This window comes from Barnesiella propionica (assembly GCF_025567045.1).
Taxonomy (GTDB): Bacteria; Bacteroidota; Bacteroidia; order Bacteroidales; family Barnesiellaceae; genus Barnesiella_B; species Barnesiella_B propionica.
In genome coordinates, this window is sequence record NZ_JAOQJK010000003.1 from 323,300 (window position 1) to 348,603 (window position 25,304).

At 39.7% G+C, this 25,304-nt stretch carries 25 protein-coding genes and 2 pseudogenes; 21 read left to right on the top strand and 6 right to left on the bottom strand.

Features of this window, described 5'->3' with window-relative positions; all coding sequences use genetic code 11:
* Positions 1-7 precede the first annotated feature (7 nt).
* A complete protein-coding gene (locus OCV73_RS06080; RefSeq protein WP_147550372.1) occupies positions 8-727 on the bottom strand; it encodes a M48 family metallopeptidase in 720 nt (239 codons plus the stop codon).
* Positions 728-901: 174 nt separating this feature from the next.
* Here OCV73_RS06080 and OCV73_RS06085 point away from each other — a divergent pair, with 174 nt between their 5' ends.
* A complete protein-coding gene (locus tag OCV73_RS06085; protein WP_147550374.1) occupies positions 902-1,231 on the top strand; it encodes a PadR family transcriptional regulator in 330 nt (109 codons plus the stop codon).
* Positions 1,232-1,243: 12 nt separating this feature from the next.
* Positions 1,244-2,290 (top strand): PspC domain-containing protein, encoded by a 1,047-nt coding sequence (locus OCV73_RS06090; RefSeq protein WP_147550375.1) that lies wholly within the window; start codon positions 1,244-1,246, stop codon positions 2,288-2,290.
* Here OCV73_RS06090 and OCV73_RS06095 read toward each other — a convergent pair whose 3' ends face one another.
* Positions 2,291-3,163 carry an NAD kinase gene (locus tag OCV73_RS06095; protein WP_147550377.1) on the bottom strand — a complete coding sequence of 291 codons (873 nt, stop codon included), beginning with the start codon at positions 3,161-3,163 and terminating at the stop codon, positions 2,291-2,293.
* Between the two features lie 7 nt (positions 3,164-3,170).
* The gene (locus OCV73_RS06100; protein ID WP_167551218.1) at positions 3,171-3,830 is read right to left on the bottom strand and encodes a CBS domain-containing protein; all 660 of its coding nucleotides are present in this window, start codon (positions 3,828-3,830) and stop codon (positions 3,171-3,173) included.
* A gap of 162 nt (positions 3,831-3,992) precedes the next feature.
* Here OCV73_RS06100 and OCV73_RS06105 point away from each other — a divergent pair, with 162 nt between their 5' ends.
* The 4 genes from OCV73_RS06105 to OCV73_RS06120 are packed head-to-tail and all read left to right on the top strand — an operon-like array spanning position 3,993 to position 6,679.
* Positions 3,993-4,712, top strand: coding sequence for a pyridoxine 5'-phosphate synthase (locus OCV73_RS06105; protein ID WP_147550381.1), 720 nt, complete (start codon positions 3,993-3,995; stop codon positions 4,710-4,712).
* Positions 4,713-4,731: 19 nt separating this feature from the next.
* Entirely contained in the window at positions 4,732-5,442 is a 711-nt protein-coding gene (locus OCV73_RS06110) for a MotA/TolQ/ExbB proton channel family protein (protein ID WP_147550383.1), read from the top strand.
* Positions 5,443-5,453: 11 nt separating this feature from the next.
* The gene (locus tag OCV73_RS06115) at positions 5,454-5,873 is read left to right on the top strand and encodes an ExbD/TolR family protein (RefSeq protein ID WP_147550385.1); all 420 of its coding nucleotides are present in this window, start codon (positions 5,454-5,456) and stop codon (positions 5,871-5,873) included.
* A 20-nt stretch (positions 5,874-5,893) separates the two neighbouring features.
* Positions 5,894-6,679, top strand: a complete 786-nt coding sequence (locus OCV73_RS06120; RefSeq protein ID WP_147550387.1) for an energy transducer TonB family protein — start codon at positions 5,894-5,896, stop codon at positions 6,677-6,679.
* 66 nt (positions 6,680-6,745) lie between these two features.
* On the opposite strand, the gene OCV73_RS06125 is transcribed toward OCV73_RS06120, so the two are convergent.
* Positions 6,746-7,723 (bottom strand): PCMD domain-containing protein, encoded by a 978-nt coding sequence (locus OCV73_RS06125; protein WP_147550389.1) that lies wholly within the window; start codon positions 7,721-7,723, stop codon positions 6,746-6,748.
* Positions 7,724-8,040: 317 nt separating this feature from the next.
* Between OCV73_RS06125 and OCV73_RS06130 the strand changes: the two genes are divergently transcribed.
* From OCV73_RS06130 to OCV73_RS06145, 4 genes are read left to right on the top strand one after another with little or no spacing between them, the layout of a single operon-like run.
* Positions 8,041-8,805 (top strand): DUF1295 domain-containing protein, encoded by a 765-nt coding sequence (locus OCV73_RS06130; protein WP_147550391.1) that lies wholly within the window; start codon positions 8,041-8,043, stop codon positions 8,803-8,805.
* Between the two features lie 6 nt (positions 8,806-8,811).
* Positions 8,812-10,053, top strand: a complete 1,242-nt coding sequence (locus OCV73_RS06135; protein ID WP_147550393.1) for an NADH:flavin oxidoreductase — start codon at positions 8,812-8,814, stop codon at positions 10,051-10,053.
* On the top strand, positions 10,034-10,840 hold the full coding sequence (locus OCV73_RS06140; protein ID WP_147550395.1) for an SDR family NAD(P)-dependent oxidoreductase: 807 nt from the start codon (positions 10,034-10,036) through the stop codon (positions 10,838-10,840). The genes OCV73_RS06135 and OCV73_RS06140 overlap by 20 nt, the downstream gene beginning before the upstream one ends.
* Entirely contained in the window at positions 10,833-11,663 is an 831-nt protein-coding gene (locus OCV73_RS06145) for an SDR family NAD(P)-dependent oxidoreductase (protein ID WP_147550396.1), read from the top strand. The genes OCV73_RS06140 and OCV73_RS06145 overlap by 8 nt, the downstream gene beginning before the upstream one ends.
* 73 nt (positions 11,664-11,736) lie before the next feature.
* Here the strand turns inward: OCV73_RS06145 and OCV73_RS06150 are convergent, their stop codons facing one another.
* Positions 11,737-12,738, bottom strand: coding sequence for a class II fructose-bisphosphate aldolase (locus OCV73_RS06150; RefSeq protein ID WP_147550398.1), 1,002 nt, complete (start codon positions 12,736-12,738; stop codon positions 11,737-11,739).
* 347 nt (positions 12,739-13,085) lie between these two features.
* Between OCV73_RS06150 and speA the strand changes: the two genes are divergently transcribed.
* The 11 genes and pseudogenes from speA (at position 13,086) to OCV73_RS06205 (ending at position 23,468) form a co-directional block, all read left to right on the top strand.
* Positions 13,086-14,984 carry a biosynthetic arginine decarboxylase gene (speA, locus tag OCV73_RS06155; RefSeq protein WP_147550401.1) on the top strand — a complete coding sequence of 633 codons (1,899 nt, stop codon included), beginning with the start codon at positions 13,086-13,088 and terminating at the stop codon, positions 14,982-14,984.
* A 71-nt stretch (positions 14,985-15,055) separates the two neighbouring features.
* Positions 15,056-15,805 carry a tRNA pseudouridine(38-40) synthase TruA gene (truA, locus tag OCV73_RS06160; RefSeq protein ID WP_147550403.1) on the top strand — a complete coding sequence of 250 codons (750 nt, stop codon included), beginning with the start codon at positions 15,056-15,058 and terminating at the stop codon, positions 15,803-15,805.
* Positions 15,806-16,509: 704 nt separating this feature from the next.
* Positions 16,510-16,748, top strand: a pseudogene (locus tag OCV73_RS06165) (DUF3408 domain-containing protein); the annotation flags it as partial.
* 238 nt (positions 16,749-16,986) lie between these two features.
* Entirely contained in the window at positions 16,987-17,361 is a 375-nt protein-coding gene (locus tag OCV73_RS06170) for a plasmid mobilization protein (RefSeq protein ID WP_147550405.1), read from the top strand.
* Positions 17,358-17,663 (top strand): hypothetical protein, encoded by a 306-nt coding sequence (locus tag OCV73_RS06175; protein WP_147550407.1) that lies wholly within the window; start codon positions 17,358-17,360, stop codon positions 17,661-17,663. The genes OCV73_RS06170 and OCV73_RS06175 overlap by 4 nt, the downstream gene beginning before the upstream one ends.
* Before the next feature lie 52 nt (positions 17,664-17,715).
* Positions 17,716-18,327 (top strand): hypothetical protein, encoded by a 612-nt coding sequence (locus tag OCV73_RS06180; RefSeq protein WP_262512889.1) that lies wholly within the window; start codon positions 17,716-17,718, stop codon positions 18,325-18,327.
* A gap of 56 nt (positions 18,328-18,383) precedes the next feature.
* Positions 18,384-18,563, top strand: a complete 180-nt coding sequence (locus OCV73_RS06185; protein WP_262512890.1) for a hypothetical protein — start codon at positions 18,384-18,386, stop codon at positions 18,561-18,563.
* Complete coding sequence (locus OCV73_RS06190; RefSeq protein WP_147550408.1) at positions 18,545-19,744, top strand: tyrosine-type recombinase/integrase; 1,200 nt, start codon at positions 18,545-18,547, stop codon at positions 19,742-19,744. The genes OCV73_RS06185 and OCV73_RS06190 overlap by 19 nt, the downstream gene beginning before the upstream one ends.
* A gap of 276 nt (positions 19,745-20,020) precedes the next feature.
* Complete coding sequence (locus OCV73_RS06195; protein ID WP_262512891.1) at positions 20,021-20,155, top strand: hypothetical protein; 135 nt, start codon at positions 20,021-20,023, stop codon at positions 20,153-20,155.
* A gap of 88 nt (positions 20,156-20,243) precedes the next feature.
* The gene (locus tag OCV73_RS06200) at positions 20,244-21,680 is read left to right on the top strand and encodes a radical SAM/SPASM domain-containing protein (protein ID WP_147550410.1); all 1,437 of its coding nucleotides are present in this window, start codon (positions 20,244-20,246) and stop codon (positions 21,678-21,680) included.
* 3 nt (positions 21,681-21,683) lie between these two features.
* Complete coding sequence (locus OCV73_RS06205; RefSeq protein ID WP_147550412.1) at positions 21,684-23,468, top strand: ATP-binding cassette domain-containing protein; 1,785 nt, start codon at positions 21,684-21,686, stop codon at positions 23,466-23,468.
* A gap of 287 nt (positions 23,469-23,755) precedes the next feature.
* On the opposite strand, the pseudogene OCV73_RS06210 reads toward OCV73_RS06205, so the two are convergent.
* Positions 23,756-24,980: pseudogene (locus tag OCV73_RS06210) on the bottom strand (tyrosine-type recombinase/integrase).
* Positions 24,981-25,304: the final 324 nt, after the last annotated feature.

The following is a 25,304-nucleotide window of genomic DNA, read 5'->3' on the forward strand; positions in this document are numbered from 1 at the left end:
CATTTTATTAATCGATAGGAAAAACAAATTTACGCAATTCCGATCTCCATTTTTTCTCTTTTCCGCCACAATAAACATCACATAATCTGTGAAAAGCTTCACTATGATCCATATACGACAAATGCGCGAGTTCATGAAAAATAATATAATCGACTAAATGAAAAGGAAGAAACATTAAGTAAAACGATAATGAGATATCACCTTTTCCCGTACAATGCCCTAATTTTCTCCGTCCCCTACCGATAGTAACACGGCCGACTCTTAATCCCAAACGTGCGGCGTTCTCACGCACACGTTCCGGTAAAAAGTCTTCCGCCGCTTTACGAACCAGGATTTCGATTCCTCGCCGTATACGGTCTTGAATATCTGGATTACCCATATCAACCGATTCATAACAAAGGACCGACAAATCATATCCGTTCCGTCCCAGCAACAGCTCACCGGGAAAATGTTTTTGCCTCCCTATATTCAAGGTATATCTCCCGCATAAGATACGCTGTCCTTCATAGAAAGGCAACGGACTTTTTTTATTTACACGCTCAACAAGGCGACGCAGACCTTCCCGGTTTTCTTCTATTGAACGAATAATATCTTTACGGTTAAAACAGGGCGGGCATGTCATTTTAAGTATCCCGTCTTTTACCCTAAATATCACTCTTCTGGCACGGTTGTCGATCTTTATTATAACATTGCCGAATTCTTCATCCTCATATAAGATTTCACTCATTTCCAACCCTTGTTTTTCAGATTGTAAATATACAATGAATTGAAAAATATATATTTCAGTTAAACATGAAATAAACCAAGTTAGTTAAAAATTATTATTACAATGCATAATTCAGTATCATGTTATACATAGTACCAAATTATTACATAGTTTTGTGCAATAAAAACAACCGATATGAATTCCGATAATGTAAAATCACAAATGCGAAAAGGTATTCTGGAATACTGTACTCTCCTGATACTAAATAAAAAGAGAGCCTATGTATCCGATATTATCAAAGCACTTAAAGATTCCCGATTAATCGTCGTCGAAGGTACACTATACCCGCTCCTGACCCGGTTAAAGAATACAGGACTACTGACATATTCCTGGGAAGAATCCACCCAGGGGCCTCCCAGAAAATATTACGAAATAACTCCCGAAGGGAATGAATTTCTGCAAGTACTCGACAGCTCCTGGAAAGAGCTGAACCATGTTATCAACCATATTAAAGAACAACAATAAATTCTTTGTCCGATGAAAAAGACTATCACGATAAATTTAAACAAAATCGTTTTCCATATTGATGAAGACGCGTGTGACATCCTCGAAAAATATTTGAACAGTATCAAAGCCCATTTTGCTGCGAAAGATGACGGAAAAGAGATTATAGATGATATTGAAGCCCGTATAGCCGAACTCTTTAAAGAAAGAATCCGCTACGGAACCGAAGTAATAACCCTGGCAGATGTAAACGAAATCATTTCTGTCATGGGACACCCCGAAGATTTCGAAGCAGTCCCGGAACTGGAAATAGAAAAAGAAGAACCTCGTAAAGAACCGGAAAAGGCAGTAGAACCCAAAAAATTATTTCGGGATCCCGACAATCAGGTATTGGGGGGAGTAGCATCGGGCCTGGGATGGTATCTCGGTATAAGCCCTATCGTTCTTCGTATCTTTATGGTTCTTCTGGTCCCGTTCTGGTTTACGTCTGTTTGGATATATCTTTTGTTATGGATATGCATACCCGAAGCTAAAACCGTAGCCCAGAAACTGCAGATGCAGGGAAAAGCAGCCAATATAGATAACATACAAAAAGCAATTTATGAAGAAAAGAAGTCACCGGAAAGCGAAGTTTCGAAATTGATAAACAAGTCAAGCAATATATTAGGCGCCATATTTAAAACGATCTTTGTCATAATAGGCTCTTTCATAGGAATCATTCTTCTAATGCTGGCATTCGGCATGGGAGCATTTATTCTCACATTCCTGGTCGCAGGGCTAAATACAATATCGTTCCTGCCATTACTTACACCCGAGACGGCAGCGATTTTACAGGCGGTTCACAATCCCATTCCTCTATCCATTTCAATGATACTGACATTCGGCATTCCCTTGTATTTCGCATTACGGGCTATCCTGGGTGCGCTGTTCCATTGGAGACCCTTATCCAAAACCACATCTGTTACTTTGCTCGTATTATGGATATTAGGCGTAGGTTTTCTTATCGTATGCAGTACACAATTATTGCCCGAAATAGCCACAAACCTGCATACTTCCCAATACCATATATATCACCAATAATCATTCCCTTTTATCAGCACCCCACATCAGTTTATTACGTAAAGTATCAGTAAAGTTATGATTGTACCGCTTCACGACACGTATAACAAAAGGAGCCTTACGTATCGTAACTTTGCTGCCTGCTTCCAGGACGACGGAACGACCGTCGAGGCTCAACAGAAAATTATTGCTGCGGCTGCGAATCTCCAGAGTTATCACTTCATCGTCATTCACGACAAGCGGTCTCACTGTCATGCTATGAGGTGCTACGGGAGACAAAACGAAATTTTTTGCCTGTGGAATAATGACCGGCCCTCCTGCACTTAAAGAATATGCCGTAGAACCTGTGGGCGTAGAGATAATCAGCCCGTCCGCCAAATAAGTATTCAGATAATTCTCCCCCAAAGTGGTATGAATAGATATCATGGAAGAAGCATCCCGCTTAAGGATAGCAACTTCGTTTAAAGCATACGGATAAAAATCTTCTGTGAGCCGGTCGGATGAAACCTCGAGCAATGTCCGGTCTTCCACTTTATAATAATTTTTAAAAACCTCGAGCATCACATCTTCTATCTCACGGTCCGAAACATCCGCCAAAAAGCCTAAACGCCCCGTATTGATCCCCAAGATAGGGACTCCCTTATCCGAAACCCGCTGGGCTGTTTTCAGGAATGTTCCGTCACCACCCACGCTCAACGCAATATCAGCCTGAAAATCATTACCGCTTATTAATCCCGTATAAATAGGATCGAGATCCATTTCATGCACCAGAAAATGATAAAAATCATCACAGATATAAACTTCCGCATCGAACTTCTCCAATGTCTGGAATAATCTACGGGCTTGTAAAACCTTCTCCGTCTGATACAAACTTCCAAAAACAGCTATTTTCATACACTCGTTACATTTCAAGATAATACATCAGTTCCCGGAAACGGTGCTCTGTCCTTTCATCAATAACATCCTGATGCTGATAACAACGTAAGATACGGTAATTGAACCGTTCCAGGGAACGAAGAACGGAAGACGCATCCTCCCGGTCTATCTTAATAGCCACCGTTAGCATACCCGATTCTCCGTCGGGGAAAGAGAAAAGACTCACAACCTTACTGTTATTATCTTCCACCAGACGGCATATCTCCGTAGCAGAATATTCTTCAGGACGAACGGCTATTTCAATAATAGCGCCGGGCTGGGAGGTATGGCAAAAAGTAGAGAACGGGAATAACAAAGAGCACATACTCACCGAACCCAGATATTCATTATCGGCCGAAACGACAGGCAATATATCCAATGAAAGCTGAGCCATGCGGTTCAGAACCTCCAGAATATGGCTGTCGGCTCTTACCGACGGAGCATACAGGTCCATATCCCCTATCTTATCATCAGGGGCAGATAAAGTCAATAACTCTTTTTCGCAAATAATACCACGATACAACCGGTCCGAAACGACAGGCAGGCATTTTAATTTTGCCTCCTCTATACGGGCGATTGCCTCCGAAACTTTCATTTCGGGATAAATGCAAGGTATTTGGTCTGAAATAATATCTTTTGCCGTCATTTCTTTTCGGGTTGTTTGTAATATTATTATTTTTGCAAGGTTTATAGTACAAATGTACATAAAATATTAATAGCGTACCGTTGTACTTTTATTTAAATTATGTGTTATATCCTTTAGTGAAAGATAACCACATTAATATAACACATAAATATTATTATGACAATGACAAAATTAAGCGTAAACGTTAATAAGGTAGCAACTCTTCGGAATTCAAGGGGAGGAAATCTTCCCAACGTATTAAAAGTTGCCATGGATTGCGAAGCGTTCGGGGCCGACGGAATTACCGTTCATCCCAGGCCAGACGAAAGACATATCCGTTATGCCGACGTATACGAAATCAGACCTATGATAAAAACGGAATTCAACATCGAAGGATATCCGTCAGAAAGATTTATGGATCTGGTTCTCAAAGTGAGACCGGAACAGGTTACCTTGGTTCCCGATTCTCCCGATGCCCTCACTTCCAGTGAAGGATGGAATACGAAAGAACATTTTGATTTTCTTTCCAAGACAATCGATACTCTTAAAAATGCGGGGATACGTACATCTATCTTTGTGGACCCTGTACTGGAATTCATCGAAAGCGCAGCGAGAACAGGTACGGACCGGATAGAATTATATACGGGACCTTATGCTGCCGGATATGCAGAAAATCCCGAAGTTGCCGCGGCCCCTTTTATCTCGGCGGCGGCTTTGGCCCATAAGCTGGGATTAGGAATCAATGCCGGACACGATCTGAGCCTGACCAACTTGAAATATTTTCATGAGCAAGTCCCTTATATAAGCGAAGTATCTATAGGCCACAGCCTCATCTCGGATGCTTTATACCTGGGCTTGCAAGAAACCATACGGCAATACAAAGAGTGCCTTAAAAACACATAAACAACAAAAATTGAAGAATATGTTTCCTTTACTTTCTATCTCGGCACAGACCGATACAGCCATGGCATTAACGCCTCCCGATCTCACCCCTGCCGCATCCGCCATACCCGACCTGAATATGTGGGACCTGGCATTGAAAGGCGGGGTCATGATGATTCCTTTATTATTGCTTTCGATCCTGGCTATCTATATTTTCATAGAAAGATTGGTGGTCATACGTAAAGCGGCTAAAAACGACAATACATTCATGGAGCGCATTAAAGATTATATTCATGACGGAGAGATCGACACGGCGATGAACCTGTGCAAAAAGACGAATACCCCTTATTCACGGCTTATCGCCAAAGGTATATCCCGCCTGGGACGTCCCATGAACGACGTATTGGTTGCGATTGAGAATGTAGGCAACATCGAGATAGCCAAATTGGAAAAAGGATTTTCTTTACTGGCAACGACTGCTGCAGGAGCACCCATGATAGGATTCCTGGGAACCGTAACCGGTATGGTACGCGCATTTTATAATATGGCGTCAGCCGGCAACAATGCCGATATTACCACTCTTTCGGGCGGTATCTATGAAGCACTGGTAACCACCGTCGCCGGTCTTATAGTAGGTATTATCGCAATGTTCGCTTATAACTATCTGGTATCTATGGTAAACGGAGTAGTGAACCAGTTGGAAGCGAAAACAATGGAGTTTATGGATTTACTGAACGAACCTGCCGAATAAAACCGATAATCATGGCCCTGAAACGAAGACATAAGATAGAATCGAATTTCAGTATGGCATCTATGACCGATGTTATTTTTCTGTTACTCATATTTTTCATGGTAACTTCAACGATCGTTTTTCCTAATTCTATAAAAGTAAACCTGCCGCAAAGCAAACAACAAACAGCGGCGAAACCCGTAGCACGCATTACGATAGATGAAAATATGAATTATTTCGTCGCTTACGGCAGTGAACGTTCGCAGGAAGTTTCCTATCAGGAACTGAGCGATTTTCTGACAAACCTGCAGAAAAAAGATCCGGACACGTACGTAGCCCTTTACGCCGATGAAATAATCCCGTACAGAGAAATAGTTAAAATACTGAACATAGCCAACGAGAACAAATTAAAAATGGTATTAGCGACACGCCCATTACGTTCCGATAAATAAAAAACACTAATCTGTTTCCCGTGAAAGAATCTTCACAAAATAATAAAATATACGGTATCATAGGGACAATAATATTTCATGCCCTGTTGCTGCTGCTACTTTGGATGATCACATTCGAACGTCCTGTAGTTCCTGTGGATACAGGTAGCGGAGTACTCGTACAGTTAGGAAATACGGATGAAGCCAGCGGAATGTTCGAACCGTTCCAACCGGAAGATGTCATTACTCAGGAAACACAGGATGAAACGGCTCAGGAACCAGACGAGGATATCATATCACAAGAGACAGAAGAAAGCGACGTAACAGCGAAACCAAAAGAAAAAGAGGAAAAACAGAAAAAAGAAACTACTCAAAAAGAGAAAAAGCCAAAAGAGGATACCCGCATCGACGATAAAATAAAGAATGCCTTCGGAAAAGGAAATTCTGCTGACGGCAGCCGGGGTACATCTTCCCAGGGCGAGGGAGTACAAGGTAATCCTTTCGGGAATTCCTCTTCAGGAGAGCTTACAGGAGTAGGAGGATACGGAGGTTACAATCTCGGAGGAAGAGGACTTGTGGGAGGACTACCACGGCCCCAATACGATAGCAGTAACGACGAAGGAACCATCGCCGTTTCCATTACCGTAAATCAGCAAGGACGCGTTATCAGTGCTATCGCTACCGTCAAAGGAAGTAAAGGAACGGCATTTTCAAACCCTAACCTGAGAAAATCGGCTGAGAATGCAGCCCGGAAAGCAGTCTTTGAGACCGGTAACAGTGCAGGAAACCAATCGGGAGTTATTGTATATCATTTCAAACAAAATTAAAATACCCCTTTATAAACAAAACAGAGTCCGTTTTTCCCAGGCTCTGTTTTATTTCATTTGAATATATTAATAACCCAGCCTGATATTATCTATCCAGAACATATTACCGATACTACCCAGATAAGCCGTACCGCATGCCGAGGAAGCCATTACCAGCATATGGGTAACTTCTTCATCTTCCTTTCCCCAGCCGACTTCATGTACAGGAACTATTTTTCCTTTGCTGTTCTGACAATAATAACATTTATCTTCAGGAATCAGCCCCATATACGGTTTATAAAAAGAATGCTTGGTAATATCGCCATAATAAACAGGCATTACATGATTGTTTACCCATCCTGACGTACTATTTACAAATCGTTCCCGTCCTGTACCCACGCGATGCGCATATACATTACCATCGGCATCTTCCCAACGATGCTGAAGCAATATATATACTTCCGCACTATCTTTTCCGGCAACTTTTTTCATGGAACTGAATCCTGTAGATAGTGTTCTGTAATTATCTCCGGTAGCTTTTACTTTATAATCAAATATAAGAGATTTCGGTCTTTTCGTAAAAGGAATTCCCATATCCATTTTACTATATGGATCATTTGTCGAACGTATAGGCTCATGCACCTTCCCCAGGAAGATACTACCGCTCACCAGCACTTTCAGGTTTACCATACCTATTACCTTACAATTCTCTATAATAGTCTTCATGCAAGCACACCGTCCTCCCGTTTCACGATCTTCCGGGAAAACCGTATTACTGGTTTTCACGATTCCCATTACATTAGCCATAACATTCGATGAAGCCCAAGGTGAACCACCCATATTACTATACGCCTTATTACCCTCTATATGTTTGTTCGGAGCGATAGCATAAACCTGTTTCTTCTTACCGCCTAATAATGCGGATTCGCTTATATCCCGTGTCACCCAGTTTTCAAAATCACCGAAAGGAATAAGTTCCGTATGTGACTGAGCCTGTATAAAAGGAACCGTCGATGCGGCCATAAATAATGACAGACACCACAAATTAATTTTTTTTATTATCATAATCCTTATTTTTCTAATATCAAGATAACCTGTATTGGGTTGTAAAGTTATGGTATAGGATTCTTTTTAAAACATAATTAGTCTTTTTTAGTATTAAGCTGAATCTATATCCTTCAGTCCATGGGGGTATTTGCCATATATTAACCGGATAAAGCGGAATATACGTTTATCCGGAAAAATATAAAAATTGTATAAATTCATTCTAATAAATAAACTATCTAAAGCTGGCCCAGCCAATCATTTATTTTTAATATCTTTGTAAAAATCCTTAATAGAAGGATAACTTTTATAACCGGTTAATACAAAAAACACATATAATGGCAGAAATATTTAACACATTCCTGGTGGTTATGGCTCTCGTAGCCCTCGTCGTTTTCATAGCTTTATATTTCGTAGAAGCAGGATACGGGATGTTGTTCAATAAAAAATGGGGACTGTCCATTCCAAATCGTTGGGGGTGGATGCTTATGGAAGCCCCTGTTTTTATAGCCATGGCGGCCCTATGGTATTTTTCAGACCGCCGCACAGAACCCGTCTGTCTGTGTTTTTTTCTTCTTTTCCAGTTGCATTATCTACAAAGAGCGTTCATATTTCCATTCCTGATAAAAGGAAATAGCCGTATGCCTTTAGGTATTATATCCATGGGAATTTTCTTCAATATACTGAATGCCCTGATGCAAGGAGGATGGATATTTTATATTTCGTCTCCGGAGCGATACCCTGTAAGCTGGTTCCATTCCCCCCAATTTATTATAGGAACTATACTATTCTTTTGCGGGATGTTCATCAATATACATTCCGACAAGATTATCAGGGACTTACGTAAGCCAGGAGATAAACGCCATTATATTCCCCGGGGCGGAATGTTCCGTTATGTCTCATCTGCCAACTATTTCGGTGAGATACTGGAATGGACAGGATTCGCAGTGCTCACCTGGTCGTGGGCAGGCGCTGTATTTGCATGGTGGACATTCGCTAATCTCACTCCCCGGTCGGCAGCTCTTTACCGCCGTTATAAAAATGAATTCGGCAATGAATTCACAAAAGAAAAACGAAAACGAATCATACCCTTTATTTATTGACGACTTATGGAATTACCGGAAAACAAAACTTCAGTACTTTTCACTCCTGGAAATATAGGTCCCGTTACCCTCCGCAACCGCACCATACGTGCGGCAGCTTTCGAAGGGATGTGTGCCGGAAATGCACCCACCGAATTATTATATAATTATCATAAAAGCGTGGCAGCCGGAGGTATAGGAATGACAACCCTAGCCTATGCTTCGGTAACACGAAACGGGCTTTCCTTTCCACATCAGCTTTGGATGAGAGAGGAGATAATAAAACCACTCAGAGAGATTACAGATGCGATACATAACGAAGGAGCAAAAGCTTCCATACAATTGGGACATTGCGGTAACATGTCTAAAAAAAGTGTGGCAGGACAACTTCCCGTCTCCGCATCGACAGGATTCAACCTATACTCACCTACCTTTGTCAGAGGTTTAAGAAAAGACGAGATCAAAAATATAGCCCGTGCTTTCGGTAACGCAGTGAACCTTGCCAGAGACTCGGGATTCGATGCGGTGGAAATCCATGCCGGACATGGATATCTTATCAGCCAGTTCCTTTCTCCTTACACAAACCACCGAAAAGACGAATTCGGGGGATCACTGGACAACCGCATGAGATTCATGCGTATGGCAATGGAAGAGGTAATGAAAGCCGCAGGTAACGACATGGGTATATTGGTAAAAACCAATATGAGAGACGGATTTAAAGGCGGCATAGAGATAGAAGAAGCCCTGACTATTGCCCGGGAGCTGGAGAACCTCGGAGCACATGCCCTCATATTAAGCGGCGGATTCGTGAGTAAAGCGCCCATGTATGTCATGAGAGGAAAGATGCCGATCACTTCCATGACCTATTATATGAAACAACTTTGGTTGAAATATGGAGTACGTATGGCCGGGAGATTCATGATTCCGAATAAACCTTTCAAAGAAGCCTATTTCCTGGAAGATGCCCTAAAATTCAGGCAAACACTAAAATTACCATTAGTCTATGTCGGCGGGCTCGTCTCCCGTCCGGTTATCGACCAGGTGCTGGACAGCGGATTCGAGTTCGTTCAGATGGCCCGGGCACTCATCAACGAACCGGATTTCGTAAACCGCATGAAAAACGAAAATGAACAAAGATGCGGATGCGACCATATGAATTACTGTATAGCACGCATGTATTCCCGGGAAATGGCCTGCCATAAGCACATAGCCGGAGAACTGCCCAAATGCATAAGGAAAGAGATAGAACATGAAATGGCAAAGCGATAAAAATACCCCAAACCGTACGGCGCTCATCACTGGAGCCAGTTCAGGAATCGGGCTGGAATACAGCCGGCAACTCGCTGCAAAAGGTTTCGATCTGGTTATGGTTAGTAATGAACCGGAAGAGATCATGAGAACATCCGGAAAAATAGCCGAAGAATATAAGATCAAAACAATTCCTTATTATATAGACCTGGGCCGCCCCGATGCGGCAAAAGAGCTGTTCGAGTGGACCATATCACGGCAAATTCAGGTAGACATACTCATAAATAACGCCGGCATATTTATATTTCGTGAAGTTACCGATACTCCTGCCGAACGCATACAAACGCTTATTGACCTGCATATCTCTACCGTAACGAAACTTTGCCGGTTATTCGCAGAAGATATGAAAAAAAGAAAAAAAGGATATATCCTGAACATGTCCTCTATGTCCTGCTGGATGCCTATGCCGGGAATAGCTCTTTATACTGCCAGCAAAGCTTATATACGTGTATTCTCCCGTTCACTCCATTACGAACTGAAAGAAGAAGGTATTACAGTAACCACCGTTTGTCCCGGCGGTATTGCCACAGGATTATACAATTTACCGGAAAATCTTTTGAAACTGGGCGTCAGGCTGGGTATTCTCATGACACCGCAAAAGATGGTTAAAAAAGCATTGAAAGCTCTTTTCAATGGCAAACAACAAATCATACCGGGATGGATAAACCGCATGTACATTCCTTTAGTAGCCATCATGCCTGCCCGTATGCGACTTATTGTAAAACACAAGTTATTGAAAAATGCGTAAAAACACGGTTATTGTTACAGGGGCGAGCGGGAGTATAGGAAAAGCGATTACCATAGCTTTGGTTCAACAAGGATACCCTGTTATAATGGCATGCAGGAACATCGAGAAAGCCGAAAAAACAAAGCAGGAAATCTTGATAAAAAATAAAAGCGGTCTCGCGGAAGTGTTACCGCTCGACCTTTCTTCTCAAAAGTCAATCCGTCACTTCGGAAAACTGATAACCAGCCGTAAAGAAAGTATCGGTTGTCTCATTAACAACGCGGGTATCATGTGTAAAGATTATTGCCGGACAGCCGAAGGCATAGAAATGACAATGGGGGTCAACTTCATAGGGACCGCCCTTCTTACAGAAATACTTATCCCCATGATGCTCCCCGGAAGCCGTATATTATTTACTTCTTCCATCACCCGCAAAACAGGAACGATAGATAACAACATGTTGAATCCGCAAATCGAAAAGTACAGACGATTCAAGTCATACGGAAGTTCAAAACTGGCTATTACTATCTATGCATCAGAACTTTCGGAGCGACTGGCCGGAAAAATAAATGTGAACGTTACCGATCCCGGTATAGTGGACAGCAACATGATAACCATGCACCAGTGGTTCGACCCTTTGGCCGACATATTATTCCGGCCACTTATAAAAACGCCCGGGCAAGGGGCCGTGGGAGCTATCTATGCGGCTACGTCGAACGAGGTTTCCGGTATTAGCGGGTACCTTTTTACTGGGCGGAAATACCGACCTCTTTCCAAAAACATACGGTTACATCCCCAGCGTTCTTTTATACGGGAAGTCGTTCAGAAATATTCTGCCAGATAATCCGGCATTTATTAAAAATGAAAAGGGAAACGAGTGTGCTCGTTTCCCTTTTCATTATATACTAAAATATGTATTAGCAAGAAAGTTTACCGGCAGAGCCCAGTACTTTTTCAATTTTGTGTTTATACAATTTTTTCATATTGTCACGAGCCGGACCTAAATATTTACGCGGGTCAAATTCTGCTGGTTTTTCAGCGAACACCTGACGAATAGCGGCTGTCATGGCCAAACGGCTGTCAGAATCGATATTGATCTTACAAACGGCAGATTTAGCGGCTTTACGAAGCTCTTCTTCAGGAATACCGATAGCATCTTTCAACGCACCACCGAATTTATTAATAGTTTCGACTTCTTCCTGAGGAACCGAAGATGAACCGTGAAGAACGATAGGGAATCCCGGAAGTTCTTTTTCTACGCCTTCCAATACATCGAATGCCAAAGGAGGAGGAACCAGACGACCGTTCGCATCACGGGTACATTGTGCAGGAGTGAATTTATTAGCTCCGTGAGAAGTACCGATAGAGATAGCTAAACTGTCGCAACCTGTTTTGGTTACAAAGTCCACAACTTCTTCGGGTTTCGTATAAGTATGATGTTCGGCAACAACGTCATCTTCTACACCTGCCAATACACCCAGCTCTCCTTCCACCGTTACATCGAACTGATGAGCATAGTCAACTACTTTCTTGGTCAATGCGACATTTTCATCGTAAGGAAGATGTGAACCGTCGATCATAACAGAAGAGAAACCCATGTCGATACAGGATTTGCAAGTCTCGAATGAATCACCGTGGTCAAGGTGAAGAACTATTTCAGGTTTTTCACAACCTAATTCTTTTGCATATTCTACAGCGCCTTCTGCCATATAACGCAATAAAGTTTGGTTTGCATACTGGCGAGCACCCTTGGAAACCTGGAGGATAACCGGAGATTTTGTTTCAACAGCAGCCTGTATAATAGCCTGCAATTGTTCCATATTATTGAAATTAAAGGCGGGGATTGCATATCCTCCTTTAATAGCTTTAGCAAACATTTCTCTGGTGTTTACTAATCCTAACTCTTTATAACTTACCATTTTTGAATAGAAATTAGCGTTAATAAATTATTATCTGTGCAAAGGTACAAATTATTATACAATCTTACGGCGGGAAGATGAAAAATTAGAGAATTTATCAGCCATTTTTAATTAAAAAACATTTATCGGGATTCATTTGTAATCCCGGGATTACAAACAGGCCGCACACCTTTTTCAGCTCTTCACATCCGATGCTTTATTTTAATCGCCTCCGGTTTCCACTATTCAATAATTATATTTACTTTTGCAGTTTTGTGTATTATGCGGTATTGGCACCTGATATATCCAGATTGCCTTATTCCGGGAAATATGGATTTACTAACTAATTAAAATCTGTTATACGAATCATGAGAAGATGGCGTATAGAAGACTCTGCAGAGTTGTACAATATCAACGGTTGGGGTCTTAAATATTTCTCGATCAACGAGAATGGACATGTAGAAGTAACGCCGCGAGAAGGCAACGCATCGGTCGATCTAAAAGAACTGATGGACGAATTGCAAGTCCGTGACGTTACGTCTCCGGTTTTGGTGCGTTTTCCCGATATACTGGATAACCGCATCGACAAAATATCCAAATGCTTCAAACAAGCAGCCGATGAATACGGATATACATCGAAGAATTTTATTATATATCCTATAAAAGTAAACCAAATGCGTCCCGTGGTCGAAGAGATCGTAAGCCACGGAAAAAAATACAACATCGGACTGGAAGCAGGTTCCAAACCCGAATTACATGCGGTACTGGCTATCAATATCGATAACAACTCTCTCATCATCTGCAACGGATATAAAGACGAGAACTATATCGAACTGGCTTTGCTTGCGCAAAAGATGGGACGACGCATCTATCTGGTAGTGGAAAAACTGAATGAACTGCGTCTGATTGCCACGATCGCCAAGCGTCTTAAGATACGCCCCAATATAGGTATTCGCATCAAGCTCGCCAGTTCCGGCAGTGGAAAGTGGGAAGAATCGGGAGGCGACGCCAGCAAATTCGGATTGAATTCCAGCGAGCTGCTGGAAGCACTGGATTTTCTGGAAAAAAATAAAATGAACGACTGCCTCAAACTTATCCATTTCCATATCGGCAGTCAGATTACCAAAATACGCAGAATTAAAAATGCCTTGAAAGAAGCATCCCAATTCTACGTGCAATTGCAACAAATGGGATTTAATGTAGAATTTGTCGATATAGGGGGAGGATTAGGTGTAGATTACGACGGGACCCGTTCTTCTTCCAGTGAAAGTAGTATGAATTATTCCATACAAGAATATGTCAACGACTCCGTTTCATCCTTGGTAGACGCCTGTGAAAAGAACAACCTTCCCCAGCCGAATATTATTACGGAATCCGGTCGTTCCCTTACGGCACACCATTCCGTACTTATATTCGAAGTTCTGGAAACGACATCTTTGCCTATTTGGGACGAGACTTCCGAAGTACACGAGGACGACCACGAACTTACCCGCGAACTTTATGACATTTGGAATAATATAAACCAGCCCCGGCTACTGGAAAGCTGGCACGATGCCCTGCAAATACGGGAAGAAGCTCTCGACTTGTTCGGGTTAGGGCTGCTTGACCTCCGCACAAGAGCTCAAATTGAACGTCTGTTCTGGTCGGTAGCCCGGGAGGTAAATGATATCGCCGCTGAAATGAAACATGCACCGGAAGAGTTACGTAAGATTGCCAAACTGCTCCCGGACAAATACTTCTGTAATTTCTCACTTTTCCAGTCTTTACCCGACTCATGGGCTATAGACCAGATATTTCCGATCATGCCTATCAGCCATCTGGAAGACCGTCCCGACCGGACAGCAACCATACAGGACATTACCTGTGATTCCGACGGAAAAATCAATAATTTCATTTCATCCCACGGGGCCAACTCCCATCTTCCCATGCACTCACTGAACAACCGGGAGCCTTATTATGTAGGAGTATTCCTCGTAGGAGCTTATCAGGAAATTCTAGGAGACATGCACAATCTATTCGGTGATACTAATGCCGTACACGTAAGCGTATATAAAGACCATTACGAAATAGACCAGATTATTGACGGAGAAACGGTTGCCGAAGTGCTGGACTACGTACAGTTCACCCCCAAGAAGCTGGTAAGGAGCGTTGAAACCTGGGTAACATCATCTATGAAAGCCGGGATCATTACCCCCGAAGAAGGAAGGGAATTCCTGTCAAATTACCGTTCAGGACTTTACGGGTATACCTATCTGGAAAAAGATTGATTGAATATTATAAGTTGCTTCGTACCGGAATATCGATTCTGGTACGAAGCATCAAAATCATATACAAGCTTATGCGCTACTTCATATATCTATCATACGACGGAGCCGGATATCACGGATGGCAGATACAGCCTAACGCCGTATCGGTACAAGAACGTATGGAGAAAGCTCTTTTCACTTTACTGCGAAAACCGGTACCTGTAACCGGAGCAGGAAGAACCGACACTGGTGTAAACGCACGTTTAATGGTAGCCCATTTCGATATAGACGAACCTATAAGCGACACAATCATTATTGCAGACCGGCTGAACCGTATATTGCCGAAGGATATAGCCATATCACGGATCGTACCAGTTCGTCCTGATGCCCATAGCCGCTTCGACGCTATCTCCCGCACATATAAATATTATGTCATTGGGCACAAGTCCCCGTTTACCGAAGCGTATGCCTGGAGATACAAAGGTATTCTCGACTTTGATAAAATGAACGAAGCAGCCAGGTGCCTGTTCCTATACACAGACTTTACCAGTTTCAGCAAACTTCATACGGACGTTAAAACCAACAATTGCCGCATTATGGAAGCACATTGGGATGCCGAAGGAGAAGGACATGTATTTACGATTCGTGCCGACCGTTTTTTACGGAACATGGTACGCGCGATAGTGGGAACATTGATCGAAGTTGGTAAAGGAAAACTTTCCATTGAAGCTTTCTGTAAAATAATAGAAAAGAAAGACCGTTGTTCTGCAGGAACTTCAGTTCCCGGAAATGCACTTTTCCTGCACGATATAGAATATCCGCGAGAAATATTCTTTGAATAGATATGCTATTCCCGTTTCCTAAAACAACTCTTCATACCGATTAAAATGCTAACTTTGGAATAATCTAATAATCCACTGAGATTAAATTAGTTGTGCGGATTGTTAAAAAAACGAGGTAATGAGTTGTCAACCATTCTGATTTCTACATACTTACATAAATTGCGTGATGTATAACTCATCTGAACACAAAGGTATAACTTTTTTCTGAACGAGCAAAAATCCATCAATGTTTTCATTACCTCATTAGGATTATTTAGGTTGCAATTCTCCGAATGGGTATTGTTCCAGATTGCATCAGTCCCTCGTTTCCTATGCTCGTCTGCGAAGGTAGTACAGACCTTCATTGAAAGTTGAAAGGTCAAGCGGCAAGCCGTTTCGGGCAGAAACTTCCTTCTGCGAAGAGTATTCAACCCGAAAACCTTTTCCCTTTCAGGTCTGTACTCAACAATGCAGACGGCAACGGAAACCAGCGACTGACGGAAAAGAGAAAAACCGAAAAAGAAACAGCATATAGACAGGTTTAGATTGGATAACCTGTTTATATGCTGTTTCTCTTTTCTATTATGGGAGGGATATTTTTAGAAGGATAATGTAAATGGGCAGACGGTAAACTGCGCTCCATACAGAAAAAAGATTTGGTTTATCCGCCACCTTTCATTCGGCTTGCATCCCTATATCCCTGCTGCAACACCTCTGGCATTACACGCCGCATCAGCAGCAAGCAACGCAGAATGTCTTTGGAAGAGTATCGCAATACCTTCCTGCAAGTTCCAAAAATTGATGACCGAAAACCCGTCTTTGTCAGTTGCGATGTAAGGGATAAGCTGGATGAATTTGTCCGCAAGCTCGGAGGACGGAAGATGAGTGTGTCAGGGCTAATTGAGAACATCGCCAGCACCTTGAAATCTATGCCGATGACTTCGAGCAGTGGCGAAAACTCTGAAACCATGTAAGCAAAGTATGAAAACAATGTTTACTAACAATCAGGCAAAAATCACTCCCCAACCACCAAATGCGGAGGGATGGTAGAAACAGCTATCTCACAGTGTAGCGAGGTTATCTTTCGGGCATCCCGAAAACCTCGCTACACTCCCGAAGAGTGGAGGCAATCTGCTCCCGATGGTCGCAGATTGTAGAGGGACAGAAAGCAAAAAGAAAAATCATTATCAAGAGCAAACAACATGGATGATAAAAGAAAAATCAAGGCGAGAGGCAGACCGAAAGCAAGCAGCCTCCGCAAACTGACGAAGTCGGTAACGATGAAATTCTCCAAGCCCGACTATGAGCAACTTCTCCGCAGAAGCAGGCAAGCCAACAGAACACTTGCCGAGTACATAAGGAATTCCGCATTTGAAGCCCAAGTCGTAGCCAAGCATTCAACGGAGGAAGCCACCACCATGCGTAACCTTGTGGGAATGGCGAACAACCTGAATCAGCTTACCAAACTGTCGCATCAAATGGGATTCTATAGAACGAAGAATGTCATTATGGAACTGCTTGAGAAACTCAAGTCCATAATGAATGACTATAAAACTAAAGAAAGGAGGGCAAGATGATAGGCAAGATTAAGAAGGGGCAGACTTTCGGCGGTTGCATACGCTATGTAATGGGTAAGGGCAATGCTCAATTAAGTTGGAATAAGCCAGAAATGGAGCCGAAATTTGAGCCTAAAAAGCCAAGACAAAAGCAAGCGGAATCTCAAATTCAGTCCTATAAACCGTCAGGCAACGACCTAATTGAAGAAGGTTTGGGCTTGTTCACTCCGTCTGAGAGCAATCCGCAGGAAGAGCAGATTCCTTATGATGAGCTTCTCCGCAGACAGATGAAGAAAAAGAAACGCAAAGGCAGAGGATTATAACCCTGCCTACAACAGATTTTGAAATGTATAACAATTTAAAATATTCAATTATATGAAAAATGACGATTTCATGGAAAGCATCTTCGGATGCTTGAAGAGAATCGAGGACAAGGTAAACGGACTCTCCACCCCTCAAATGGTAAACGGAACTACCGAAGTAGATAACAGTGCAAATGAAGCAGCTTTGCAGGAGGTAAGACAGGATTTGAACAGCGTTAAAACAGCGTTCAATCGTGTTTATGAGGGTCTTGCGGCAGTTAAGTTTGATACAGCAAAATTGTTGGAAAGAAACTCTATGTCGGGCAAGTTTATGGAAGCCCTGTCCATCTTGAAAAGTGAACAGCAGGAAAATTATAAGAGACAGAGTGAGTTGCTGGAGCAATTTGCCAACGCAGAGACAGATACGATGCAGAAAATATCGGAGATGATGGAATCACTTTCCACTTCTGTAAGGAACAGAATGAGCAATCCCGATATTGTTAATCATAAGTATAGTTTCAGCATTGAATCTCCTTACATGTTTGAAGGCTTTCGTGGAATATTTGCCCTTATTGTTGTTCTGGCTGTAGCATTATATATTGCCAAACAGCCCGATTATGACCGCATAGACAACGATTTGAAATACCGCTACATCAAAATGAAAGGCGAAGCATCGCCAAAATAGATTAGAGAGCTTGAAACCTCTTTGAACTGAATCGTGACAATGTCAAGATTAAGCAGATGGGTGAGAATGTAGAAGCATACGAAGATGCAGTTCAGAAGCAAGCAGCCCTTGCAGAGCAGGCACGTCTGAAAGAACAGGCTGCAAAGGAGTTGGACAACAAGGCGAAGTCCATAAAGGGCAAGCCCATTCAAACGGACAAACCAAAAGAAGTGAGCCTATGGCAAGTATCAAAGTAAAATTTAGACCTTTTACAACCGCAGGCAAGGAAGGTGTAATCTATTATCAAATCATACAGAATCATGTAATCCGTCAGTTAAAGACGGATTACCGAATCTTTGAGGATGAATGGAACGTGAAAAATGGAATTGTTATTGTTTTGCCTAACAACAGAAATAACTATCTACAATCTATCACAGAACGTATTGAATGGGATATAAAGCGTTTGGAATCAATTATATCTCAATTGGAGAATAAGCGAATCAAGTATTCGGCTGATGATATTGTTTCCTCTTTTCAGAATCAAGCACACGAGCAATCCCTATTCAATTTCATGCGTGGAATTATAGCCCAGTTAAAGCAGATGGGCAAACATCGCACATCCGAAACTTATCGGGCTACGCTCAAAAGTTTCATGCAGTTCCGAGAGGATAAAGACCTTTTGTTGGATGAAATCAATTCAGAAATGATGTTGATGTACGAGGCTTATTTACGGAACAAAGGAATCACAAAGAATAGTAGCTCATTCTATATGCGGATATTGAGAGCCGTATATAATAGAGCCGTTGAAAAGGAACTGACAAAACAAAAGTTTCCGTTCAAACATGTATATACAGGGATTGACAAGACTGTAAAGAGAGCAGTATCGTTAAAGGTTGTCAAAAGGATTAAAGAAATTGATTTGTCGCTTAATCAATCAGCCGACTTTGCAAGAGATATGTTTCTCTTTTCTTTCTACACTCGTGGAATGTCGTTCATTGATATGGCATACTTGAAAAAGAAAGACCTTACAAACGGCATACTCATATACCGTCGCCGAAAGACAGGACAGCAACTTTTCATCAAGTGGGAGAAATGTATGCAGGAAATTGTAGATAAGTATGATACAATGGGTAATATCTATCTGCTTCCAATTATAAAAACCCCCAATGTGAATGAAAGAAAGCAGTATGAAAATACTCTTCGTTTGGTTAATAATAAGCTGAAATTTATAGCAGATATTATTCACTTGCAGATACCATTATCAACCTATGTGGCTCGACATACATGGGCAAGTATAGCCAAAAGCATGAACATTCCTATTTCGGTTATCAGTGAGGGAATGGGACATGATTCAGAAACAACAACTCAGATTTATTTATCTTCTTTGGATACTTCTGCTATTGATAAAGCAAATGAGTTGATATTAAAAGGGCTATAGAAAATGTTTAGCGACTATAGCTATCTCTTTGTAAGAGACGGACTTACAAAAGCAAAATTATGAAAAATATTTCATTACAAAGAATATTTGGCAAAAAAAACTTTTGTATAGTCTGAAAATAATTTGAGAATGTTTACTTAATCCCCTATTTGCAACATCTAAATTCTTGATTATAAACAAACTTTTGAGAATAATCCGTCTCTTACAAAGAGACAGATAGGAGATACCCGAAAATCCTATAAACAGAGTAGGGCTTAATCTATTCAATATTTTATTATGGAAGATTTATTTTCGTGTAAAATGGTTGGAAAGGGAATTTATGAAACCCTCGAAGAACAGTATGATGTTTACACCGTTGATGATGATTGGTCACGGAAACATGATGCAAGTCCAAAAATCATCAATGATTAAGGTATCAGAAAGGCTGTCTTGAATTTGAGGCAGCCTCTTTTAAGTACATTGATTTTAGATTTATAACTATATTATCAGATATTAAAGAATGGAAGATTTTTCAACTTTGCTTAGAAACGACACCTTGATTCAATCTAATCCGTATAGAATAATAACATATAATAATAAAAATATAATTGTTATACCTAATAGTGGAGCATGGATTATAGGAGGGCACATAGTATTATCGCTTCTTGATAAATGTAAAATTCCTATTCCATATATGGATATAAAAAATATTTTTCCTAATGCTAATATTCAAGATATTATAGAAACTTTGTATTATTCTGGAATTATTCTTCTAGATGATAAATGTAGTACAGATCAAATTGTAGCTGAAGAAAAATATAAATCTTTAGAGGTTGCACCGCGACTTTTAGTCTTAAAATATACAAATCATTGTAATTTAAGATGTTCTTATTGTTATGCATATAAGGAAGAAACATTCAATGATAATCTTAACTATAAAGATATAGAAACTGCTGTAAAACTGATATCTGACTCTTATGGGAAAAATATAACTGTTGTATTTCATGGGGGAGAGCCACTTTTACGTTTTAAGGACATGAAACACGATGTAATATCATTGTTGGATAAATTCCCAGATATTCAATTTAGTATACAGACAAACGGAACTTTAATGAATGATGAAATATCTGTATTCTTGAAAAAACACAAAATTAGTATAGGTGTCAGTATAGATGGTATTGATGAGATAAGTAATAGCCTTAGATGTTTTACTGGAGGATTGACTTCATGTAATAAAACATTAGACGGGATTAAATGCCTTTTTAAACATAATAATCAACCAAGTGCAAGTATTGTAATGACAAAGAAAAATAAGGATGATATCCTAATTACGATGCAGAGATTATTCGAAATAGGGATACGCCACTTTGTCGTACTCGATTATTTTCCAGCGGGTAGAGGGAAAGAGGGGAAAGACCATCTTGCATTAAACTTAGAAGAAAATATTGCGGTTAGGAGAGATATATTATTATTCATTAATGATCATAATGCGAAACAAACTGATAGTAAGAATTTAATAACAGAAAGGAGGTCTATTCAACTGATGAAGAAGATTGTATATTGGCGAAGCCTATATATGTGTTCAGAATCTCCATGTGGTGCAGGTAGAAGAATGTTGGCTTTAGGAGCAGATGGGAATTTGTATCCTTGCGATGAATTTATCTCTAACGATAAAGAATTTGTAATTGATCATGTTTCTAATATCACGAATCTAGCAGATAGTTTAAAAAATAGTAAAGTAGTACAAAAGTGTTACGCTCATAGAATTGAGAATATATCAAAATGCTCTAAATGTGTTTGGAGAAATATATGTGAATTCCATTGCGCTGGCAACTCATTTTATTTCAATGGCTCGTTGAATCAGCCATCTTCACTTTGTGAATATTTTCATAGAATGATTCCAATGACAATGGAGCTATTGTATGAAGAAAGAATAAATCCCAAAAATATTTTATAACAATTGAAACATTTTCTCAAAATCCAGTCATGGAAAAATATTTGTCGATTTATATCTTATATATGGGGAATTGATAAGTATCATTTGCTTGGTAATATTGCTATCAGATTAGCATCAATTTTTGTTCCTATTATTTCTCTATATGTTGGTAAATTAATAATTGACGAGTTAGTATATTCTAAAGATTTTAATAAAATTATATTATACCTTGGCATAGAAGCAATAATTGTAATATGCTCAAATATACTATCTCGCATATCTTCTTATCTAAATCAAAAATTAAATTATAATTATGAACTATATACATCAACAAAAATAATTAAGCAATTTAATATGTTGTCGTTACAGCAAATAGAGAATGCCGAAATAAAAAGTAAACTCTACTTGGCTAAAAATGAATCTCATGATGGGAGTTCATTAATCAATGAACTATTGGGAGGGACAGAATGTGCGTGTTCCATAATTTCGTTGTCTATGGCAATTATCGCATATAATCATATTGCTATTTTATTTTTTATAATAACAGCGTTTATCATTTTTATTAGTGAAACACATTTCTATTCATATATATATAAACTTCAAAGAAAATGGATTCCGGAAAGAAGAAAAACCGACTACTATTATGACTTATTAACAACTGATGAATATTATAAAGAAATTAAATTATTGAGATCCCTTTCATTCTTCTCAAAACTATTCTTCAAAAAGAAAAAGAAATTCCAAGAAGAAAATTTGCGTATTCAAAAGAAACGATTAATAGTAAATATATTGTTGTATACTATAAATCTCGCTGTCTACTATTATATCTATTTTATATTCATAAATAATGTATTAATAGGATTGATTACAATAGGAACATTAACTTATATAAGTGGAATATTATTAACATTAAGGAATAGAATAAATACTTTCTTTAATAGTGTTGCATGGCTAAATGACCGTGCTTCATATTTAAATGATTTTTTTTCTTTTTTTTCATTACATTCAAGGGAAGAAATAATTACAACGAAGGTGGATTGTTGTATAACCAATGCTGATGGACTTGTATTTTCACATGTCGGATACAAATATGAAAATCAAAATAATTGGGCTGTATATGACTTGTGTTTTCATATAAAAAAGGGAGAAAGAGTGCTTATTATGGGGCTAAATGGGTCCGGAAAAACTACCATAATCAAGCTTATTTGTAAATTGTATACTCCGACAGAAGGAAAAATATACTTAAATGGAGAAAACATAGAGAACATAGAGAACAATTACTATTTTCAACAAATAGGTGCTATTTTTCAAGACTATATTAAATATGAAATGACTGTTGCAGAAAATATTAGCTTAGGAGACCTAAACCATTTTAATGATCTTTCAAAGATTGAATTCTGTACAAATATGAGTAGAATCGATAATCTAATAGATTCTTTACCAAATAAATATCAACAACAACTAGGAAAGCTATTTAAGGATGGCATTCAACTATCTGGAGGTGAATGGCAAAAAATAGCCATTGCGAGATTACTATATGGGGATCATTCAATTTTATTATTAGATGAACCATCTTCTGCTTTAGATGTATTGTCTGAACGAAATTTATATCAAGAGCTATTAAGTAATCAAACAAAGAATGGCAAAACAGTCATCATTGTATCGCATAGAATTAGCAATTTACGAGATATTAATCATGTAATATTTCTAAAGAAGGGAATAATTATTAAAAATGAAATATTGGAAGAGCCTATAAAGAATGATAACTTCCATGATGACATATTTAATGCTTATAGTGAAGAACATTGATACTCTACATTAATTATATATATACTAACATATGATTCCCTCTCCAAGATATTGATTGTCAGTTTTAAAGCTGGTATTGTAGTTGTCGGATAACTTATGTTAACTATAGTTATGAAGATTCAATTATTGCAACAGTTGTAACAGTAATTGAATCTTCGTTGAAGTGCCTTGATGCTGTTACATCCTTTATACTCCAAAATCTATTTCTATACCTAAAAAGGTATAAAAGATTTTCATTACTATCTCAAGTATATGAACTTTTATCTTTTTACTACCTCATTTTCTTCTTACATTGCCATTGAAATACCATTAAACGATTGATTAAGCTGATTGCCGAATACCGTCAAATCCTTGTCAATCTTTTCGGTGGTTACTTTAGCATACTTCTGCGTGGTAACAATATTCGTATGACCTAAAATCTTGCTCACACTCTCAATCGGCATACCCTTACTTTGTGCAAGGGTAGCGAATGAATGACGACTTGAATGGAATGATATGTCTTTCGTAATTCCGCACTCTTTTATCATAGTTTTCAATGGCTTACAGATATTCCAATAGTTGAGATTGGGGAATATGAACTTATCCTCCTGGAATGGCTCATAACGCTTTATAATCTGCATAGGAATATCCAACAGCTTCACTTGAAACGGCACTTTCGTCTTATGTCGTTTCGACAATATCCATTTCTCGCCGTTCACATCCACAATGTCATCGGTAGTCAGTTCCTTAATATCCACAAACGACAAGGCAGTAAAACTTGCGAAAACAAACAAATCACGGATATAAGCCAACTTGCTATTCGCAAACTCATGTGTCATTACAGTCTTGATTTCATCTTCCGTAAGGTATATACGGTCTTTTATATTCTGATTGACCCTATATTGTGCAAATGGGTTTCTCGGCGTTTGAACATTGTAATGAGCCTTTGAAACAATCGTTTTCAGCCACATACAGTTAGCCCATATACTGCCATTATGAAACCCTGCATCCGTTGATAGATAGATTTCATACTCCTTGATAAAATCGGGAGTAAGTTCGAGCATAGATATATCATTTCGCTTGTGATTCTTCTTGAAGAAGGATGCCAAATGATTTCTTGCCCTTACTCTGACCTGATAGGAACTCAAAGCACGGTCAATACCGATACGCTTCTTGAAACTTTCGTTATCCTTATCAAATGCACCGAGCAGGGTTTCATACTCCGTTCCGATGCCCTGATAGGCGTTGCGACCATATCAGCCGTAACATACGCCTCCTGTCCGACAGGCGCTGATAGTGCTTGATGATTTGAGCCTTGATATCATCCAATGAGAGGTTAATGTCACGAGCCTCTTTACTCTTGCCTTTGGCTAGATTGCCCTTTGCATCCCAAAGTTCTTTTAGGATAGAACATTTGCAACTGAATTGGGCTACAGAACCGTTGATTGTCACTCTTCCCATAATGGGGACAACGCCATTTTTCTCCTTGCTTCCGTTCACGTAGAACAGCACCTTAAATGTACTTCGCATAATCTAATTATTTTTGGTTACAAAATTAGTTATCTACGAGTTACACACCGCTACGCAAAATAATGCAGAAAATAGAAACATTCTCTAACGACCAAGAAATTCACCCAATCATCGGGTAATAATTTGGCAACCGTTCCGCTTCATAACCTTGCGTTTCCTTGCATTTTTGACAAGGTGAGTTTGTCTGCGGTTTTCTTCATAAGTCATTGAACAGCAGTGTCGCCATCATCATTTCTCCGTTTTCGTGAGATTTTTCCAGAGATAAATAGTATCTTTGCACTCCTAAATAAAAAAAGGATACTTTATTTAATGCTCATTTATCTCTAT

Excerpts from the sequence above, each read along its gene's own strand:
- OCV73_RS06195 (WP_262512891.1), top strand. The coding sequence starts at position 20,021 with ATGGAAGATTTATTTTCGTGTAAAATGGTTGGAAAGGGAATTTATGAA.
- OCV73_RS06200 (WP_147550410.1), top strand. The coding sequence starts at position 20,244 with ATGGAAGATTTTTCAACTTTGCTTAGAAACGACACCTTGATTCAATCT.
- OCV73_RS06085 (WP_147550374.1), top strand. The coding sequence starts at position 902 with ATGAATTCCGATAATGTAAAATCACAAATGCGAAAAGGTATTCTGGAA.
- OCV73_RS06180 (WP_262512889.1), top strand. The coding sequence starts at position 17,716 with ATGAAAAATGACGATTTCATGGAAAGCATCTTCGGATGCTTGAAGAGA.
- OCV73_RS06110 (WP_147550383.1), top strand. The coding sequence starts at position 4,732 with ATGTTTCCTTTACTTTCTATCTCGGCACAGACCGATACAGCCATGGCA.
- OCV73_RS06080 (WP_147550372.1), bottom strand. The coding sequence starts at position 727 with ATGAGTGAAATCTTATATGAGGATGAAGAATTCGGCAATGTTATAATA.
- OCV73_RS06115 (WP_147550385.1), top strand. The coding sequence starts at position 5,454 with ATGGCCCTGAAACGAAGACATAAGATAGAATCGAATTTCAGTATGGCA.
- OCV73_RS06185 (WP_262512890.1), top strand. The coding sequence starts at position 18,384 with ATGGGTGAGAATGTAGAAGCATACGAAGATGCAGTTCAGAAGCAAGCA.
- OCV73_RS06145 (WP_147550396.1), top strand. The coding sequence starts at position 10,833 with ATGCGTAAAAACACGGTTATTGTTACAGGGGCGAGCGGGAGTATAGGA.
- OCV73_RS06135 (WP_147550393.1), top strand. The coding sequence starts at position 8,812 with ATGGAATTACCGGAAAACAAAACTTCAGTACTTTTCACTCCTGGAAAT.
- OCV73_RS06150 (WP_147550398.1), bottom strand. The coding sequence starts at position 12,738 with ATGGTAAGTTATAAAGAGTTAGGATTAGTAAACACCAGAGAAATGTTT.
- OCV73_RS06100 (WP_167551218.1), bottom strand. The coding sequence starts at position 3,830 with ATGACGGCAAAAGATATTATTTCAGACCAAATACCTTGCATTTATCCC.
- OCV73_RS06125 (WP_147550389.1), bottom strand. The coding sequence starts at position 7,723 with ATGATAATAAAAAAAATTAATTTGTGGTGTCTGTCATTATTTATGGCC.
- OCV73_RS06140 (WP_147550395.1), top strand. The coding sequence starts at position 10,034 with ATGAAATGGCAAAGCGATAAAAATACCCCAAACCGTACGGCGCTCATC.
- OCV73_RS06190 (WP_147550408.1), top strand. The coding sequence starts at position 18,545 with ATGGCAAGTATCAAAGTAAAATTTAGACCTTTTACAACCGCAGGCAAG.
- OCV73_RS06130 (WP_147550391.1), top strand. The coding sequence starts at position 8,041 with ATGGCAGAAATATTTAACACATTCCTGGTGGTTATGGCTCTCGTAGCC.
- OCV73_RS06170 (WP_147550405.1), top strand. The coding sequence starts at position 16,987 with ATGGATGATAAAAGAAAAATCAAGGCGAGAGGCAGACCGAAAGCAAGC.
- OCV73_RS06095 (WP_147550377.1), bottom strand. The coding sequence starts at position 3,163 with ATGAAAATAGCTGTTTTTGGAAGTTTGTATCAGACGGAGAAGGTTTTA.
- OCV73_RS06175 (WP_147550407.1), top strand. The coding sequence starts at position 17,358 with ATGATAGGCAAGATTAAGAAGGGGCAGACTTTCGGCGGTTGCATACGC.
- OCV73_RS06105 (WP_147550381.1), top strand. The coding sequence starts at position 3,993 with ATGACAAAATTAAGCGTAAACGTTAATAAGGTAGCAACTCTTCGGAAT.
- speA (WP_147550401.1), top strand. The coding sequence starts at position 13,086 with ATGAGAAGATGGCGTATAGAAGACTCTGCAGAGTTGTACAATATCAAC.
- OCV73_RS06090 (WP_147550375.1), top strand. The coding sequence starts at position 1,244 with ATGAAAAAGACTATCACGATAAATTTAAACAAAATCGTTTTCCATATT.
- truA (WP_147550403.1), top strand. The coding sequence starts at position 15,056 with ATGCGCTACTTCATATATCTATCATACGACGGAGCCGGATATCACGGA.